The sequence below is a fragment of the Peribacillus sp. NJ11 genome, from assembly GCF_030348405.1.
GTDB lineage: Bacteria > Bacillota > Bacilli > Bacillales > DSM-1321 > Peribacillus.
Genome location: NZ_JAUCFO010000001.1, coordinates 3,529,953 through 3,546,781, shown reverse-complemented (window position 1 = coordinate 3,546,781; position 16,829 = coordinate 3,529,953). Strand labels below are relative to the sequence as shown.

Genomic DNA, 16,829 nt, shown 5'->3' with positions numbered 1-16,829 from the left:
ATAAATTGATAGAGTTGATCTTATTTTTGACCGTAATAAGCATATTTTCCATGTTTTCGTAAATAGTGTTTATCCAAAATATTTTGTGGTAATTCTTTTGCAAAATGATTTAATTCCCGTGTAAATAAATTCATTTTTGAAACTTCATCCAACACCACACTATTCATTACGGCGGATTTTGCATCTTTGCCCCAAGTAAACGGACCATGACCATGAAGTAAGACACCAGGAACGGCTAAAATGTCTAACCCACGCTCTTCAAATGTTTCGATGATTAACTTCCCAGTCTCCACTTCGTACCCACGATCAATCTCCTCTTGTGTTAGGTAGCGGGCACATGGGACGGATCCGTAAAATGTGTCTGCATGAGTGGTCCCCATCGCTGGAACATCAAGGCCTGCTTGAGCCCAGATTGTCGCCCAAGTTGAATGAGTATGCACAATGCCGCCGATTTCTTGGTAATACTTATAAAGTACTGCGTGAGTCGCTGTATCTGATGAAGGCCTCATCTCTCCTTCAACAACATTGCCATCTAAATCAACAACAACCATATCACTTGCTTTCATCGTGTCGTAATCAACACCACTAGGTTTGATAACAAATAAACCACTTTCACGATCAATGGCACTTGCATTTCCCCATGTATATTTCACGAGTCCATATTTAGGCAAGTCCAAATTTGCTTGAAATACCTCTTCTTTCAGTTGTTTTAACACGTCAATCCCTCCTTTTTTCCACTCATAACATCAAATTGTCTACAGCGGCCTGCTCAATTACTAAACCCTTCCTGTATCTTTCAATAAATGCTTCAAATCCTTTAACATCTACTTGATCAGGATAAATTTCTTGCCCATCAACCTCTTCGAATACTTTTTTGTCGAGGAAGTCTTCTAAACTTTCTTTTTGATCTTTATTCATCATGTAAGATGCAAGAATCGCCATTCCCCACGCGCCGCCTTCTCCTGCTGTTGACATAACTGATACTGGAGTATTCAATGCAGCGGCAACAATTTTTTGTCCAACAAGAGGAGTTTTAAATAAACCACCGTGAGCCAAAATACGATCAATTGCAACATTTTCTTCCTTTGTCAAAATACCCATTCCGATTTTCAAAGCACCGAAAGCAGTAAATAGGTGAGTCCGCATGAAGTTTGCTAAATTGAAATGACTCTCAGGCGAACGAACAAATAATGGTCGCCCTTTTTCTAATCCTGTGATATTTTCACCTGAGAAATAACCGTAGCTAAGCAAACCGCCACCATCTGGATCCGCTTCCAAAGCCTTATTCAACATTACTTCAAATAATTTATTTGTATCAACCTTTTGTCCCATTGCCTCAGAAAATTCACGGAACAATCCCAGCCAAGCATTGAGATCACTTGAACAGTTATTCGCGTGAACCATTCCAACTGGACTTCCGTTTGGTGTAGTTACCAAATCAATTTCTGGATATACTTTTGAAAGTTCTTTCTCTAGTACAATCATGGCAAAAACAGAAGTTCCTACTGATACGTTTCCAGTTCGTTTCCTCACACTATTCGTAGCAACCATTCCAGTTCCGGCATCGCCTTCTGGTGGGCAAATTGGAGTGCCTGGTTGTAAATTTCTTGATCTATCCAGGATTTTCGCTCCAATTTCGGTTAATTCACCCGCTTGCTCGCCTGAAATGTATACTTTAGGAAGAATCTCTTTTAGCTTCCAAGGATAACCTTTCGTCGCAATTAAATCGTCAAACTGCTTAACCATTGATTCATTGTAATCTTGCGTTGATTCATCAATTGGGAACATGCCTGAAGCATCTCCAATGCCAATTGCTTTATTACCAGTCAATAACCAGTGAATGTATCCAGCCAAAGTCGTAATACAATCAATGCGAGGCAAATGTTTCTCTTCATTTAATATTGCTTGATAAAGGTGAGCAATACTCCATCGTTCAGGGATATTAAATTGAAATTGATTAGTTAATTCTTTTGCTGCAACACCAGTTGTTGAGTTACGCCAAGTTCGAAACGGAACAAGTAGCTCCCCTGTACTGTCAAAAGCCATATACCCATGCATCATTGCAGAAAATCCAATAGAACCTATCTTTCGAATTGTAATTCCGTAATTCCGTTCAACTTCTTGCTTCATTTCACTATAAGCTGTTTGCAGACCAGTGATAATATCCACTAAGTTGTACGTCCAAATTCCATCTTCCAAGAGGTTCTCCCACTCATAACTTCCAGATGCGATTGTTTCATAACGATTATCAATCAACACCGCTTTAATACGTGTGGATCCAAATTCGATTCCAAGTGAAGTTTCTCCCTCGGTAATCGCTTGTTTATTTTTTAATATAGTGGTTTGCACGTTAATCCCCCTCCTGACAGCGCTTTCAATAAAAGGAGGCGCTTAAATTTATTTACAACCATATTATATTTTTTGTACGTACATTTGTCAACAGTCAATATTATTTATACTTACAACTTTTAAGAGATATCCTCCATCCTCACCTTAAAATTAGTAATTAGTAATAAAGGAATTTATATGACATAAAACCTAAATGGTAATTAGGCAGAATTTATAACTTTTCAATAATTTATACAAAAAACTCAGGTGATTTGTTTTAATTTATTTAAAATTATGTTAAAATATGTCCGCACAAATATTTTTAGCAAATAAATTAGAATGCAAACAACTATGAAAGAAGTGAGTTTTAATGAAACCAAAGTATCAGGTAATCATTGATGATTTAAAAAATAAAATCCTTACAGGTGAATATAGTGTAGGGGAACAAATTCCTACTGAAACAGCCATGCAAGAAATGTACAACGTTAGCCGACACACTGTACGAAAGTCCATTTTAGAATTATCAAACGAGGGATTCTTAAGAAGTGAAAAAGGATCTGGTACATATGTTAGTAACCAATATCAATCAAAATCTGTTGGCAATTCCAAAAATAAAACGATCGGTGTAATCACGACCTACATTTCTGATTACATTTTCCCTTCTATTATCCGCGGAATTGAAAGAAGATTGAATGAAGATAATTATTCGTTACTATTAGCCAGTACAAATAATGATGTCGAACAAGAAAAAAAAGCCTTGGAAATGATGTTGTCATTTGGCGTGGATGGTTTGATTATTGAACCTACAAAAAGCAATCTTTACAATCCCAACATCGCTTACTACCTATTGTTTAAGGAACAAGAGGTTCCATTCATCATGATCAACGCTTATTATGAAGAATTAGAGGTTCCTTTCTTTTGCCTAGATGATGTGCAGTCAAGCTACCTCGCAACAAAAGAATTGATTTCGAAAGGACACACCCAAATTGGACTCATTTCGAAAATGGATGATTTACAAGGAAAGTATCGAATGAAGGGATATATAAAAGCACTTGGAGAAGCCAAATTACGCTTTCAACCAGAGCAATTGCTTTCGTATACTACAGAAACGAAGCTAGACCTATACACGAACTTGAAAGGGTTCCTAAATGAAAATAGAGACGTGTTGACTGCCATTGTTTGCTATAACGACGAGGTAGGGTTGGAAGTAGCAAATGTATGCAGACAACTTGATATTTCTATTCCCGAACAATTATCAATTATTGGCCAAGACAATTCTTTTATTGCGAAAAATGCTAATATCAAACTAACGACATTGACACACCCACAAGAACAAATGGGACATGATGCAGCTGATTGGGTCATTAAGAAATTACAAGGAAAGAAGGATTTACCAAACGAAACCTATTATCAACCAGTGTTAATTGAAGGCGAAACTGTCAAAGAGTTAGAAATACAATAATCTTAGTGTGATCAATCACTATATAAATGGAATTAAAGGTTTTTGGGAATGTTTGTCTAATTCTTATAGGTAACCAATCATACCTATGTGGAGGTAGTCAAATGATGAAAACCATTCAAAAGGAAACCCTTAACCCAGAAATCCAAGAAATAAAAAAATGCTTGCACGGTTTAAAAGATTTACGGATGTTTTAACGCTACCAATGTTCTTGATGTAATTTAAAGGGTCGAAACTATGCGGAAATCGCCGATATGATAGGATGTACCAAGCAAACGGTGTACAATTATATACTGGCTATCGAGCTAACCTGCCCCTTTAGTTGCATAAGAAAAAGGATCTGTTGAGCAGCTCCTGGTAATGAAGTAAGCACCTGTTTGTTGAATAATCAATTTAAAATCCATTACCCTGGAATATTATTCTCAATAATTCTACGGCCATAAAGTAAACTAAACCAACAAATATACTAAGACCTAAAGCTAATTTTCTCAGAAGTCCTTTCTCACTGAGAATAGAGAAAGAGAAAGATATAATGATTCCATAGATCATCACTACACGAAAAGTTGTTACTCCAGGATCAATTACTTGTATTATATTTCCAGCAAAGAAACAAATAATCAAGATAATTAAAGCAAACGAAATAACTCCTAAATATTTTTTCATGATTAACCACCCTTCTCCTCTAAATTATTTTACCAAATTATAGTAAATATGAATTTTTTATTATTGGATTATCTTCCCCCCTTTAGTTGTATAAAAAAAGAGCTGTTCATCACAGCTCTCTAAAGAACTAAACTAGCTAATAGGGTGTCAATATCTTTCTCTAAATTTTTCATTTCCCTTATGATATACTATTTTGGCCATGCCAAATAGCCCTCCAAAACCCCTTTGGAAGGATTTTTCTCTGTTTCACAAAACCGTTAAATTAGGCTAAAGCTAGGAACGTTTCTTTTTCACTTTAGTAGAGCGTAAATCCAATTAAGCAACTTATTCATACAGGTAACGATTGACACTTTGGCAGGTCTTCCTTCATATTTTTTCTTATCATAGAATGCTTTAAGCTTTTGTTCCTTGATCTTCTTATGCCGCATAGTACGGCAAGATACAGAGAATAACGTAGTCTGCTCGAACCTCTTTTTGTAATACGGTTAATGGTTGCCGTAAACTTACCCGATGAGTGAACACTTGGATCTACTCCAGCGAAGGCAACCAGTTTTTTCGGATGATTAAACCGATCGATTTCACCAATTTCAGAGAAAATCGTGGCTGCGATTTTTCCTCCTAAACCGGGAATCGATTGGATTATCTTATATTCTTCCATTTTATTTGCCAGGTTATGAAAAAGCACTCAATATACTTTCGAAGATTGATTACGTGACTTTCATACACGTATATTTGAAGTGGATTTCGAGATGCGGAGTCCATTGTTTTTTGCTTTTCCCCATGCCCATTCACCCGATCGGCTAGAACAGAACTCTATAACACTCTCTGCTAGTCTACTTTCTCCGCCTGTCATTATTCCCACCAAAAAAAAAGGATGATGAATTACTTGAAAACCGAGGATGACGAACATATTTATTAAGTATAAAAGGCCAGATAAATTGGTCATGCCTTTTATAAGCGAAAACGATTCAAAAAAAGGTAAGAGCATACAAGTAGCTCTTACCTCCCTTAAATTTTTCCCCAGTTACTCTTCCTTGCCTGCTGCCATATTCATGTTCGCTTCGACATTCTCCTGACTTATGGTTGAAAATGGTAAATTTCTCTTTCCCGAGAAATTTTCAAGTAAGTCTTTGACATCAATGCCTGAAGACGCCTTTAATGACTCCTGCAATGTTGCCATTAAATCCGTTGCATACCCAGTGACTTTATTAGCCCCCCCATTCGCACCGCTTCCACCCGTGTCCACTACAGTAATTTTGTCGATATTACTAAGCGGGCTTGCCACTTGTTTAGCATACTCCGGTAGCATTTTCAAAATCATGTCCATTACGGCTGCTTGACCGAACTGTTCAAAAGCTTCAGCGATCTTTTGCTTCGCTTCTGCCTCTGCTACCCCTTTTAACCGGATAATCTCCGCTTCTGTCGTACCTTGTGCCCTTTGTGCGTCCGCTTTAGCAAGACCGTCCATGCGAACACGTTCCGCTTCCGCTTTCGCCATTGCTTCTATTTTATATTTATCGGCATCCGCTTCTGTAATCTGTTTCATCTTGTTAGCTGAGGCTGCTTGCTCCACCGCATAACGGTCGGCATCCGCCTTTTTCTTCACTTCTGAATCGTATTGCTTTTCACGGCGAAGGATTTCTTTTTCCTCCAGCTCAATTTGCTTCTGCCGTTCGATGATCCTGATTTGCATTTCCTGTTCTGTTACATCCTGTTTAGATCTGGCCGTTTCAAGATCGTAAGCTTGGTCGGCTCGTGCCTTGGCAATATCCTGCTCACGCCGGAACTCCGCAACCTTTAGCTTGTTGATTTTTTCGGCCTCGGCAATTTCAGTCGCCCTTTCAAGTTCGGCACGCTGGGCTTCCTTCGAAGCTTCGGCTCGCTTGATTCGCGTTTCTTTCTCTGCATCGGCGGTTGCTATATCGGCATCCCTTTTCACTTGCGCAATCCTTGGCTTACCAAGCGATTCAAGATATCCGTTCTTATCCCTGACATCTTTAATGGTGAATGATACGATTATGAGTCCCATCTTAGCTAAATCCTGTGAAGCTACCCTCTGTACTTCCTGGGAAAACTTTTCACGATTTTTATAAATTTCCTCGACTGTCATCGAACCAAGGATGGAACGAAGATGTCCCTCTAAGACTTCCCGTGCTTCCTGCTCACGGTCATCTTTGGATTTACCAAGGAATTGTTCTGCCGCTGTGGCGATATCGGTGATCGAACTGCCAATCTTGATTATCGACACACCATCGGCCATGACAGGAACACCCTGTTCTGTATATACTTCAGGAGTCGAGACCTCTAGTTTGCTTGACAGCAAGCTCAATGGTTCCGCTTGCTGGAACACCGGCAGTACGAAAGCACCTCCGCCGCGGACGATTTTAATTTTATTTCCTGATTCATCGATGTGAACATTTTTGCTGCCTAAGTAGCTTCCGGTCACAATCAATGCTTCATCAGGACCAGCCGTTCGGTATTTCGTAACAAAGACAGCGATAAGTGCGATAAGTAAAAATGCAACAATGGCGACAACAACCCAAATCAAATTAAACATAATCTTCCTCCTACCCTTTTTTAATCCTGATGGGGCAAAACATAGACAACCCCATTTTTAACTTCAATGATCAAGACCTTTGTATCCGAAACAATTCCTTCATTCTTATAACTCGCCGCAGTTTTCGCAATGCTGCCACTGATGCTTTCAATAAGGACTTCACCAAACCCGTCAACCGGGATTGATGTCAGAACCCTACCAACCCTCCCTCTCAGGTCATTCTCATGGAATGTTAAACTTTCTTCCGCTGATGAGATGGGAATCAAAACAAATACATTCAGTAAAGTGACGATGGTAAATGAAATGAGCAGGGAAATGCCGGCACTCAATCCAGCATTAAGTCCTGAGAGCGATTCAAGCAAAAAACCACTCGCAAAAAACACGGTCAAGAAGCTAAAAATGAGAGTTGGATTAAATATATCCGGTAATTCAAGGCCGGAAAAAATATCATTAAACAAGATAAATAAGAATGTTAGCCCTCCGAATATAATTAATCCATATAAATAGACTGTTTCTAATGGAACCCCAAATAACTCCATCTCTTTCATCCTTTAAATTCGATTTTTCCAAGCCGCTTACTACTTTAAGGACCTAGGATAAGCATTTTACAATATTGATATTATATGGGTATAACCGCCTCCATTTACTTTACTTACCATTCATACGAATGACGCATTCAAAAAGTTTCATCTTTTTACCAACTTTTGAAACTGTCATCCATTTTGCTTTCTTTTTTTACAAATCTGGTCATATTAAGACCTATATTAAAATAAAATTCATAATATTTATTGACAGTGTTTACTTAACATATTAGAATTCTTTATATGTTAACTCGTTTGATAACCAGGTTTACATTAGGAGGAAACACGATGAAGGAAAGTCATGAGAAGTTAAGAATGATGATGGTTACAGCCTTATTTGCAGCACTTATAGGAATACTTGCCCAAATTACAATTCCATTGCCCATGGTACCGATTACAGGACAGACTCTAGCTGTTGGATTGGCAGCTACGATACTGGGTTCACGTTATGGAACCTCTTCCGTTTTATTATACTTGTTCATAGGAGCTGCCGGAGTACCAGTATTCGCTGAAATGTCTGGAGGACTTGCTAAGATATTCGGTCCGACTGGCGGTTATTTATTATCCTATATCCCGACAGTATATATAACCGGTCTGATATTGGAAAAAACGCGGTTCTCAGTTGCAATGGCTTTCATTGCAAATATTATCGGGATGATACTTACTTTGATTATCGGTACAGTTTGGTTAAAATATATGAGCTCATTATCATGGACAGTGGCATTTGCCAGCGGTTTTGCTCCATTTATAATCGTAGGCGTTTTAAAGGCATTCCTTGCATCTTGGCTTGGCATTACTATCCGTTCAAGGTTAGCATCGGCTAATATGCTGCCAAAGAAAAATGCAACACTTTCCCAATGATGGGTAAATGAAAGAGAGGGTACCGCTTGTGGTACCCTCTCTTTCGTCTATTCACTTTTTCCTCATAATTCAATTTCTCGAACACTTGCACACACAAAAAAAAGACTCTTAAAAAAGAATCTTTTTTGCAAGTATTTATTGCGGTCCTATCCCCATAAGTCCGAATATGAATAGCAAATGTATATTATCCCCTTTGCTAACCGTAATCATTTTACTATAGTAACAGTAATTTGACAACTATTGAGGACACACATGAATATGCCACCATTTAATTCCTTAATAAAGAATATAGTAACATGATTCAATTACTTATTATTCACTTTATATTCTTTTTTCGTACCGTCATCGAAAACGACCTCTAAATCGAACTCTTGATAGTCATCCTTCAAATCAAAAGCTTTTGTCACTTCTTGAATGACTTCTTCCTCTGTTGAATCTTTGGTGAATGTCAATTTTTCTAAAATCGGTGTTAATTCTTTCATTGCTTCATCACCATAAACTTCATGTTTGTTTAGCTTGTCCTCGATCGAAGCTTCTGTTTGAGCTCCCATGGTATCAAATTCGGCTTCGTATTCGTTATCATTGCCCTTATAATCCACTTCTAATTGAAAATCCTTATAAGTGAAAGGCAATTTTTCATTATTTTCAGTTCCTGTTTCAGGATTTGTTTCCGCTTGATTTTCATTTTCCTGAACCGGCGGGTTTTTCACTTCATCGTTTTCTTCCCCGCAGCCAGCCAAAACAAGCATAGCGGCAAACGGTACTGATAATAATTTGATTGTTTTTTTCATTGATCTTTCCTCCTTCGTAGTTTGTATACCTTATTTATTTACTAAAAGGGGGCATTTAAAACTTCAAGAAACATTCAAATATCATAAGATCGACCAAATTAAAGAATCGTTAAAATTGATCATAGTGGAAGGATATAAAACAATACAGCAAAAAAGTGAGTGACAGAACCCCCAAGCACGAATACATGCCAAACGGCGTGATGAAACGGAAAAGCGCGCCAAACATAAAAGATAGCTCCAAACGTATAAAGCAAGCCCCCTGCAATCAGTAAATGGATACCAGCTGTGGGCAAGGTTGCCGAGAGCGGGCCCCATACGATAACGATCATCCACCCCATCGCAATATAGAGAATCGTCGAAAGGAAAAGGAACTTTTTCACATAGAAAGCTTTGAAGACGACGCCAATGATTGCAACTCCCCAAATAATTCCTAGCAGTGTCCAGCCTAGTGATCCTTGAATCACCAGAAGCATGATGGGCGTGTATGTTCCTGCAATGAATATATATATGGCTGAATGATCAAAGATTTCAAATATATCCTTCGTTTTCCCTTCTGGAAAACTATGCACTAAAGTGGATGAAACATATAAAAGAAGCATGGAAACTCCATAAATGACTGAAATGACTACATGCCAAGGCGAACCTTTTTGGACTGAGAAGATTATTAAAAACACAAGAGCGGCGATACTCAACAAAACACCGACACCGTGGGTTATCGCATTGACCACTTCTTCTTTTTTTGTATAAACATGTGTATTAGCCATGTTACAGCTCCTTAAGATAAAAAACTTTTAGCATTAACCTAAATTATACATCAAATATTCAAAGCAATATAGAAAAGTGAATATAAACTTGATTATCATCCACCAATTAGATTATCATCTAATTAGATAGTGGTCTAACTAGGAGGGATAATAATGCAATTAGAAAAATTGGTCGCTTTCCACAAAACGATTGGTGATGTGACCAGGATCAGGATTATATCCATTCTGGCAAACGGTCCAAAACACGGACAGGCACTTGCAGGAATATTAAAATTGACAGCACCGACCATTTCACACCATTTAACGAAATTGAAGGACATTAATTTAGTGAAGGATCGAAGGGAGAAAAATACGGTATATTATTTTTTGAATGAAGATGTCCTGGAGCATTATTCTTCAGCATTACCTAAAATGGTTTCAAATAAGGGGGAATCCAATAAAATGGAAAATCAAAAAATGATTATGGAGCACAAAAAGATCCTTGCAAACTTCTTGACACCAGATGGCCGATTGAAAACCATACCAGCACAGAGAAAAAAGAAACTGATCGTTCTTCATCATATTGCCGGACTTTTGGAAAAAGGGCGAAAATATCCAGAAAAAGAACTGAATGAATTCATCCAGTCATTCCATGATGATTATGCAACGATTAGACGTGAACTGATTATCGGAAGCATCATGTACCGAGAAAACAGCATTTATGAACTGAATCCCCGTGAGATGTGGGCTGATATCGTTTAAGGGAAAGTTTATACATAAAAAACCGGCCTCCCTTAGTTGGTGAGCCGGTTCTTTTCATGTCGTTTATATGGCAAAATGGTGGCCGCCGATGATTTTGATTACGTCCAATTGTTTCATCCATTCGCTGTCCGAAATGCTAGGATTCCAAAAATACAAGGCATCATTTGTGTAGCCATGAATCGCCAAGGCTTCATTGACAGCTTTTTTGGCATCTTTTCCGGCTGCTTTGTTTATACTGCCATCACCAACGGGCGAAAATTGATTTTTTTGATATATCACTTCTCGGACCGTATCAGGGAATTCATTGCTATCAAGGCGATTCAAAACTACTCCTGCAACCTCGACCTTCCCTCTGTAGGGCTCCCCTTTGGCTTCTGCATGCACAAGTCTTGCTAATAATTCTTTATCTTTTTCATTCATTACATGTGGAATAATCAATGTTTTACCAGGCTCGGCAACATTATTTACATTATTATTGACTTCTTTTAACTTTTTGATTGGGACACCATACTGCTTCGCAACATCCCATATCGATTCACCTTGTTTAATGACATGTTTGGTTGCTCCATCAGAAGCTATACTGGTCGTTCCCTTAGGAAAAGCTATCCCAAGTACGATGACACTTAGAGTCATTATCACGGTTATTAATACTGATAATTTCATCCTGTAACCTCCTCGTTAAGCATCTTCCAAGGATAACAGACCATATAGGAGAAAACAGTGCTAAATTTTTTCCAAGGAAATAAAGGAAAAATTTTCACGGGTCAATTAACTTCGAAATTTTAAAGATTCCCATTCTTCACGTAGTATTCCCATTCTGATTGAATCATAATAATGACCATCATAATAACGGCATTTTCTCATCCTACCTTCAACTTGCATGCCTACCTTTTCTCCAACTGCCATCATACGTTCATTACCTGACCAAGTCGTCAGTCCGACCCGTTCAATCTCCAGATTTTCGAATAAATAGCCTATGAACATCATTATCGCTTCTGTTCCATAACCGCCATTCCAATACTTGGGATCAAAAATCGTAATCCCTATTTCCAGCCAACGTGATGGTTCATGTTCCCAGTAATATACAACAGAACCTATTATTTGATCGTTTTTTTCCATTAATAGCTCGGAATAAGCCCCCATCTTTTCATCATAGGTTCGGTGCTTCGTTTCTTTATCGATATACGTATGGAAATCAATGAGTTCAAGGGGAAAATAGGGTGCATCCCACTTTTTCCATTCTGGATTGAGTTCTCCATATTTCAGGCTCCATAAACGTTTTAAGTCTGCTTGTTTAACATTCCTCAATATTACTCTGCTTCCTTCAATCCAAACATCTTCCAATCCGCTTCCTCCCACTTTATCGTTGCTATACCTGCCATTTTACCTATCGACACATAATTTAATAAAATATTGCCTTTCTCTAGGACCATCGAATTCACAAAAATACACTCCCTGCCAGGTACCAAGGATTAAGCTCCCTTTGTGGATAATCACCTGTTGTGAAGAACCAACCGTACTTGATTTTAAATGGGCAGCAGTATTTCCTTCCATATGTAAATCCAATGTATGATTCCATGGGTATTGCTCATCCAATCTTCTAAGCATATCTTTTTTTACATCGGGATCTGCATTTTCATTAATCGTGATTCCTGCAGTCGTGTGTGGACAATAAATAAGAGCTATGCCCTCTTGAATCCCATTCTCCATGATGAATGCCTGTACTTCAGTCGTAACATCAATCATATCATCCCTTTTTGTCGTTTTTAAGGTGTTTTTCTTCAGCATGCATATTCACTCCTTTGTTCATTTTAGTATCCTTTACCCATAAACATTACTTTCATGCTTTAATAAACGATTCAAGAATCAATGATAAACAAAACCATCGATGGCAATTGATTCTACCATTTTAATATTGGATATAAAAGGAAGGAACCAAAGGGGAAAAGAAAGATGGACTCGATCATTTTCAATTAGCATCTCCCAAAAATAACGAAGACCGTTCAAGGAAGTTTTTCACTGAGTTTCTAATGGTCGGGAAAGTGGAAAAGCATGCTGCCTTAAAGTCAAATCAGAAAAACTCATGTCGGAACGGGAGATCAGTTCATTTACGCGAGAAAAGCCCATCCAACGCTTGAAGTTAAAAATCTTATAGACTTTAAACAACATCATATTTCATTTACAGAAGCGGAAAGGTTACCTGGTGCGAGCCGTATTTTAACCTGAAAGAAATTTTGGAATGGTTATAATAAAAGCGGGTCCAGTAATCGGACCCGCCTTTAGATAGGAGTATTATTTTTGCTTCTTTTTCCAGAACCCCAATATTAATGCGGTAATGAGGGACCCTATTAAAATGGCCAGCAAATAGCGAAAAGGATGGTTGACAAGGGGGATGACAAAAATCCCTCCATGCGGTGCTGGCAGAGTTACACTAAAAGCCATTGACAGGGCTCCTGCTGTCGCTGCCCCTACAACACTGCTGACGATAACGCGTAATGGATCCGCCGCCGCAAAAGGAATGGCTCCCTCTGTAATGAATGAAGCACCCATGAAGTAATTAGTGAACCCTGATTTTCTTTCCATTTCACTGAATTTACTTTTAAAGAATGTAGTTGCAAATGCGATTCCCAAAGGAGGAACCATTCCACCAGCCATTACTGCAGCATGCGGTCCGAAACTTGATGCCTCAATGGCTGCAATCCCGAAGGTGAATGCTGCCTTATTTAGAGGTCCGCCCATATCCACAGCCATCATACCCCCAAGGATCAACCCAAGGAATATTGCGTTCGTGCCTGATAACCCCTGCAGCCAATTGGTCAGTCCCATGTTTATTGCGGTTACTGGTTCATTTACTAGAAATATCATGATCAATCCTGTAATTAACATACCGAATACAGGATATAGTAAAACTGGTTTAATGCCATCGAGTGTGTGCGGTAACTTGGAAAACAACTTTCTTAAAAGTAAGACTACATAACCTGCAAGGAAACCGGCTATCAGTCCGCCAAGAAAACCGGCATTAGCCTGTGCTGCCAATAATCCCCCTACCATACCAGGGGCAAAACCTGGACGGTCGGCTATACTTGAAGCAATGAATCCTGCGAGTACAGGGACAAGCAAGAAGAAGGCACCATTTCCCCCGCCAATATCACTTAATGCTTTGGCAATGGGATTATAATCAGGATTTGCCGGATCGGCTGCCTCGATTCCAAAAAAGAAAGAAAGCGCAATCAAGATACCGCCCCCGACGACAAATGGAAGCATATTACTTACGCCATTCATTAAGTGCTTGTAAATCCCCAACCCTCCTTTTGCTGAATCACCTTCATCACTTTTATCATTTCCTGTTCCTTTGTAAACAGGGGCATCCTGATTCAAGGCTCTGTTTAACAGCTCCTCGGTCTTCCGGATCCCATGGGCAACAGGGACAATAATGACATGTTTTCCATTAAAACGATCCATTTCCACCTGTTTATCAGCTGCAACGATAATCGCATCCGCCTCATCAATTTCTGCGGCGGTTAAACCATTTTTGATTCCTGTGGAACCATTTGTTTCCACTTTGAAATCGATACCCATTTCCTTCGCTTTGGCCTTTAACGCATCAGCCGCCATATAAGTATGGGCTATTCCTGTTGGGCAGGCTGTAACGGCAAGGATTTTACCTTTACTGTTACCACTGTCACTGGAAGAGTTACTTGTTTGCTCCTCTTCTCTTACTTCTTCATCGGCTTCCATTTCTTTTTGATTGATTATCTCTAACACTTCTTCACCTGAAGAAGCAGAAATCAATCGGGCTCTGAATTTATCATCCATCAGTAATGAAGAAAGCCGGGAAAGGGTTTCCAAGTGATCTGCATTCGCTCCTTCACTTGCTGCAATCATAAAGAACAAATGAGCTGGCTGCCCATCCAGCGATTCATAATCCACACCACTGACCGATTTCCCGAAACAGATGGCAGGTATCCTTACTGCATTTGTTTTTGCGTGTGGAATGGCTATCCCTTCACCAATCCCTGTTGTGCTTTGCTCTTCACGTTTTAAGATGGCCGCTTTGAAACCCTCCAAATCGTTTAACCTGTCTGCCTCGGCTAACTTCCCTGATAGTTCATCAATGACCGCTTGCTTTGTAGCACTTTGCAGATTGATTATGATTGTATCCAATTTTAACAAGTCTGTAATTTTCATAGAGTCAGCCTCCTGTTAGTTGATTGATAGCAATTTGCGGTAATAACTCTTCAATTTTATCCAATGTACCGAGATCGGATGAAAAGGCTGTAGCACTTCCTGCTGCAAGACTGAAGCGGAAAGCTGATAGAATATCCCCTGTCTTTTCATATGTCCCGATGAAACCTGCGACCATGGAATCACCGGCACCAACTGAGTTGATGACATTTCCTTTTGGTACATTTGCGGAATATGACTCTCTTCCGGAGCAAAGCACGGCACCTTGTCCTGCCATTGAAACAATAACGTTTTGTGCTCCTGCTTCAATCAATTTAGCGCCATATTCTCTAGCATCATCAACCGTTCTGATTTCGGTAGAAAAAAGCTCACCCAGTTCATGGTGATTAGGCTTTATTAAAAATGGCTGGTGTGGAAGAACATTCATTAATCCCTTGCCACTCGTATCCACCACCACTTTAATGCCGTTATGGGAACAAGACCTTGCCATGGCTTCGTATACATCCGAAGGAACGCTTGAAGGGATGCTTCCTGACAAAATAAGGATATCATTATTATTCAACTGTTCAATCTGACTAAATAATTGTTGATAATTCCCTTTTGAAATGACTGGCCCTTGGCTATTTATTTCGGTCTCCATCCCTGTTTTCAATTTAATGTTTATTCTTGTATCTCCAGCTATCTCTGTAAAGTCCGTGAAAATCTCTTCCTGTCTTAAAAACCTTTTTACAAATTCACCTGTTTGTCCACCGATGAATCCTAAAGCTGTCGTACTATTTCCAAGCCTTTTAAGCACTCGGGAAACATTGATCCCTTTCCCTCCAGGGAATTTTGCATCATAACTGGTTCTATTCACCTTGCCCATTTGAAAACTCTCCACCTCGACCAGATAATCGATGGATGGGTTGAGTGTCACTGTATAAATCATTAAATGGTCACGACCTTTACCTTTGGATTTTTATGGAGTTGAGCAACAGCCTCTTCATCATTGCTGTCAGTCAGGATTATGGCATCGCTTACATCTGCAACCTTTGCGAAAGTGGCTTCATTCAATTTTGAACTATCAGCAAGTACGTAGGTTTCGTTGGACAGGCGTAATGCCATCTTTTTCAGTAGTGCTTCTTCTGGATCGGGTGTTGTGAAACCCAGTTCTTGGTGGATGCCGTTCATTCCCAAGAAACATTTATCAAAACGGTATTCATTCAAAAATTGCACAGCATTGCTTCCTATAACCGCATTTGTCGAGAATTTTATCGTTCCGCCCACTAACACTGTTTTGATTTCCAATTCGATAAGTTTTGGAATATGCATTAGACCATTTGTCAGGACCGTTATATTTTTATCCTTTAAAAAAGGAATCATTTCGGCAGTAGTCGTGCCTGCATCAAGATATATACAATCATTTTTCTCTATGAATGAAGACGCCAGCTTTGCTATAAGGTGTTTTTCGGCTTTCGCTTTGTTTTGCTTTTCCATAGTTGTTGGTTCAAGGCCTTTTCTTTGAAGTAAAGAGGCCCCGCCATGCACGCGTTTCAAGAGCTTCATTTCTTCGAGTTGCACTAAATCTCTCCGAATGGTCGACTCCGAGGCTTGTAACTGATCTACCAGCTCCTGCAGCTTTATCGTTCCTTGTTCTTTAAGGATCGATAAGATGATCTGATGTCTTTCTGTTGTCAACAATCCGCCCACCTCACTTTAATATCATCATCATATATGAAAATGAAGTAATAATCAATCACAAACGTTTAAAAATATTCAAATTCATTCAAAAATACCTTCAAAAACATTCATAATTGAGTTAAAAACTTTTCATTTCTCCCAATCTTTTGTTCTATGAAAATATGCCTTTCAATTAAACCTCTACATACAAAAAAACCCCATGTCATTTGACATGGGGTT

16 protein-coding genes and 1 pseudogene are annotated in these 16,829 nt (G+C 39.0%); 3 read left to right on the top strand and 14 right to left on the bottom strand.

Annotation, left to right across the window (positions count from 1 at the left end; translation table 11 throughout):
• Positions 1–20: 20 nt before the first annotated feature.
• Together QUF86_RS17550 and QUF86_RS17545 are read right to left on the bottom strand one after the other, a co-directional pair.
• Entirely contained in the window at positions 21–716 is a 696-nt protein-coding gene (locus QUF86_RS17550; protein ID WP_289335027.1) for an L-ribulose-5-phosphate 4-epimerase, read from the bottom strand.
• A gap of 22 nt (positions 717–738) precedes the next feature.
• Entirely contained in the window at positions 739–2,349 is a 1,611-nt protein-coding gene (locus tag QUF86_RS17545; RefSeq protein ID WP_289335026.1) for a xylulokinase, read from the bottom strand.
• Positions 2,350–2,698: 349 nt separating this feature from the next.
• Between QUF86_RS17545 and QUF86_RS17540 the strand changes: the two genes are divergently transcribed.
• A complete protein-coding gene (locus tag QUF86_RS17540) occupies positions 2,699–3,790 on the top strand; it encodes a GntR family transcriptional regulator (RefSeq protein WP_289335025.1) in 1,092 nt (363 codons plus the stop codon).
• Positions 3,791–4,180: 390 nt separating this feature from the next.
• Here the strand turns inward: QUF86_RS17540 and QUF86_RS17535 are convergent, their stop codons facing one another.
• The 4 genes and pseudogenes from QUF86_RS17535 to QUF86_RS17520 form a co-directional block, all read right to left on the bottom strand.
• On the bottom strand, positions 4,181–4,450 hold the full coding sequence (locus QUF86_RS17535; RefSeq protein ID WP_289335024.1) for a hypothetical protein: 270 nt from the start codon (positions 4,448–4,450) through the stop codon (positions 4,181–4,183).
• 290 nt (positions 4,451–4,740) lie between these two features.
• Positions 4,741–5,306, bottom strand: a pseudogene (locus tag QUF86_RS17530) (transposase); the annotation flags it as partial.
• A gap of 168 nt (positions 5,307–5,474) precedes the next feature.
• Positions 5,475–7,007 carry a flotillin lipid rafts scaffold protein FloT gene (locus QUF86_RS17525; protein WP_289335023.1) on the bottom strand — a complete coding sequence of 511 codons (1,533 nt, stop codon included), beginning with the start codon at positions 7,005–7,007 and terminating at the stop codon, positions 5,475–5,477.
• A 20-nt stretch (positions 7,008–7,027) separates the two neighbouring features.
• Positions 7,028–7,546, bottom strand: coding sequence for an NfeD family membrane protein (locus QUF86_RS17520; RefSeq protein ID WP_289316106.1), 519 nt, complete (start codon positions 7,544–7,546; stop codon positions 7,028–7,030).
• Between the two features lie 330 nt (positions 7,547–7,876).
• On the opposite strand from QUF86_RS17520, the gene QUF86_RS17515 reads away from it, so the two are divergent.
• Complete coding sequence (locus QUF86_RS17515; RefSeq protein WP_289316105.1) at positions 7,877–8,449, top strand: biotin transporter BioY; 573 nt, start codon at positions 7,877–7,879, stop codon at positions 8,447–8,449.
• A gap of 305 nt (positions 8,450–8,754) precedes the next feature.
• Here the strand turns inward: QUF86_RS17515 and QUF86_RS17510 are convergent, their stop codons facing one another.
• The gene (locus QUF86_RS17510; RefSeq protein WP_289335022.1) at positions 8,755–9,240 is read right to left on the bottom strand and encodes a YusW family protein; all 486 of its coding nucleotides are present in this window, start codon (positions 9,238–9,240) and stop codon (positions 8,755–8,757) included.
• A 119-nt stretch (positions 9,241–9,359) separates the two neighbouring features.
• Positions 9,360–10,004, bottom strand: coding sequence for a PAQR family membrane homeostasis protein TrhA (trhA, locus tag QUF86_RS17505; RefSeq protein ID WP_289316103.1), 645 nt, complete (start codon positions 10,002–10,004; stop codon positions 9,360–9,362).
• 153 nt (positions 10,005–10,157) lie between these two features.
• Here trhA and QUF86_RS17500 point away from each other — a divergent pair, with 153 nt between their 5' ends.
• Positions 10,158–10,745, top strand: coding sequence for a DUF2087 domain-containing protein (locus tag QUF86_RS17500; protein ID WP_289316102.1), 588 nt, complete (start codon positions 10,158–10,160; stop codon positions 10,743–10,745).
• Between the two features lie 63 nt (positions 10,746–10,808).
• On the opposite strand, the gene QUF86_RS17495 is transcribed toward QUF86_RS17500, so the two are convergent.
• The 6 genes from QUF86_RS17495 to QUF86_RS17470 form a co-directional block, all read right to left on the bottom strand.
• Positions 10,809–11,408, bottom strand: a complete 600-nt coding sequence (locus QUF86_RS17495; RefSeq protein WP_289316101.1) for a cell wall hydrolase — start codon at positions 11,406–11,408, stop codon at positions 10,809–10,811.
• Positions 11,409–11,513: 105 nt separating this feature from the next.
• Complete coding sequence (locus QUF86_RS17490) at positions 11,514–12,089, bottom strand: GNAT family N-acetyltransferase (protein WP_289335021.1); 576 nt, start codon at positions 12,087–12,089, stop codon at positions 11,514–11,516.
• Positions 12,090–12,128: 39 nt separating this feature from the next.
• Positions 12,129–12,533: a secondary thiamine-phosphate synthase enzyme YjbQ gene (locus tag QUF86_RS17485; protein WP_289316099.1), complete on the bottom strand. Its 405-nt coding sequence runs from the start codon at positions 12,531–12,533 to the stop codon at positions 12,129–12,131.
• A 504-nt stretch (positions 12,534–13,037) separates the two neighbouring features.
• Positions 13,038–14,933 carry a PTS fructose transporter subunit IIABC gene (locus tag QUF86_RS17480; RefSeq protein ID WP_289335019.1) on the bottom strand — a complete coding sequence of 632 codons (1,896 nt, stop codon included), beginning with the start codon at positions 14,931–14,933 and terminating at the stop codon, positions 13,038–13,040.
• A gap of 4 nt (positions 14,934–14,937) precedes the next feature.
• The gene (gene pfkB / locus QUF86_RS17475) at positions 14,938–15,858 is read right to left on the bottom strand and encodes a 1-phosphofructokinase (RefSeq protein ID WP_289335018.1); all 921 of its coding nucleotides are present in this window, start codon (positions 15,856–15,858) and stop codon (positions 14,938–14,940) included.
• Positions 15,858–16,610, bottom strand: coding sequence for a DeoR/GlpR family DNA-binding transcription regulator (locus QUF86_RS17470; RefSeq protein WP_289316095.1), 753 nt, complete (start codon positions 16,608–16,610; stop codon positions 15,858–15,860). Before QUF86_RS17470 ends, pfkB begins: the two co-directional genes overlap by 1 nt.
• Positions 16,611–16,829: the final 219 nt, after the last annotated feature.

Coding starts and splice junctions, on each gene's coding strand:
- QUF86_RS17520 (WP_289316106.1), bottom strand. CDS start 7,546: ATGGAGTTATTTGGGGTTCCATTAGAAACAGTCTATTTATATGGATTA.
- QUF86_RS17525 (WP_289335023.1), bottom strand. CDS start 7,007: ATGTTTAATTTGATTTGGGTTGTTGTCGCCATTGTTGCATTTTTACTT.
- trhA (WP_289316103.1), bottom strand. CDS start 10,004: ATGGCTAATACACATGTTTATACAAAAAAAGAAGAAGTGGTCAATGCG.
- QUF86_RS17535 (WP_289335024.1), bottom strand. CDS start 4,450: ATGAAAAAATATTTAGGAGTTATTTCGTTTGCTTTAATTATCTTGATT.
- QUF86_RS17540 (WP_289335025.1), top strand. CDS start 2,699: ATGAAACCAAAGTATCAGGTAATCATTGATGATTTAAAAAATAAAATC.
- pfkB (WP_289335018.1), bottom strand. CDS start 15,858: ATGATTTATACAGTGACACTCAACCCATCCATCGATTATCTGGTCGAG.
- QUF86_RS17500 (WP_289316102.1), top strand. CDS start 10,158: ATGCAATTAGAAAAATTGGTCGCTTTCCACAAAACGATTGGTGATGTG.
- QUF86_RS17480 (WP_289335019.1), bottom strand. CDS start 14,933: ATGAAAATTACAGACTTGTTAAAATTGGATACAATCATAATCAATCTG.
- QUF86_RS17510 (WP_289335022.1), bottom strand. CDS start 9,240: ATGAAAAAAACAATCAAATTATTATCAGTACCGTTTGCCGCTATGCTT.
- QUF86_RS17495 (WP_289316101.1), bottom strand. CDS start 11,408: ATGAAATTATCAGTATTAATAACCGTGATAATGACTCTAAGTGTCATC.
- QUF86_RS17515 (WP_289316105.1), top strand. CDS start 7,877: ATGAAGGAAAGTCATGAGAAGTTAAGAATGATGATGGTTACAGCCTTA.
- QUF86_RS17485 (WP_289316099.1), bottom strand. CDS start 12,533: ATGCTGAAGAAAAACACCTTAAAAACGACAAAAAGGGATGATATGATT.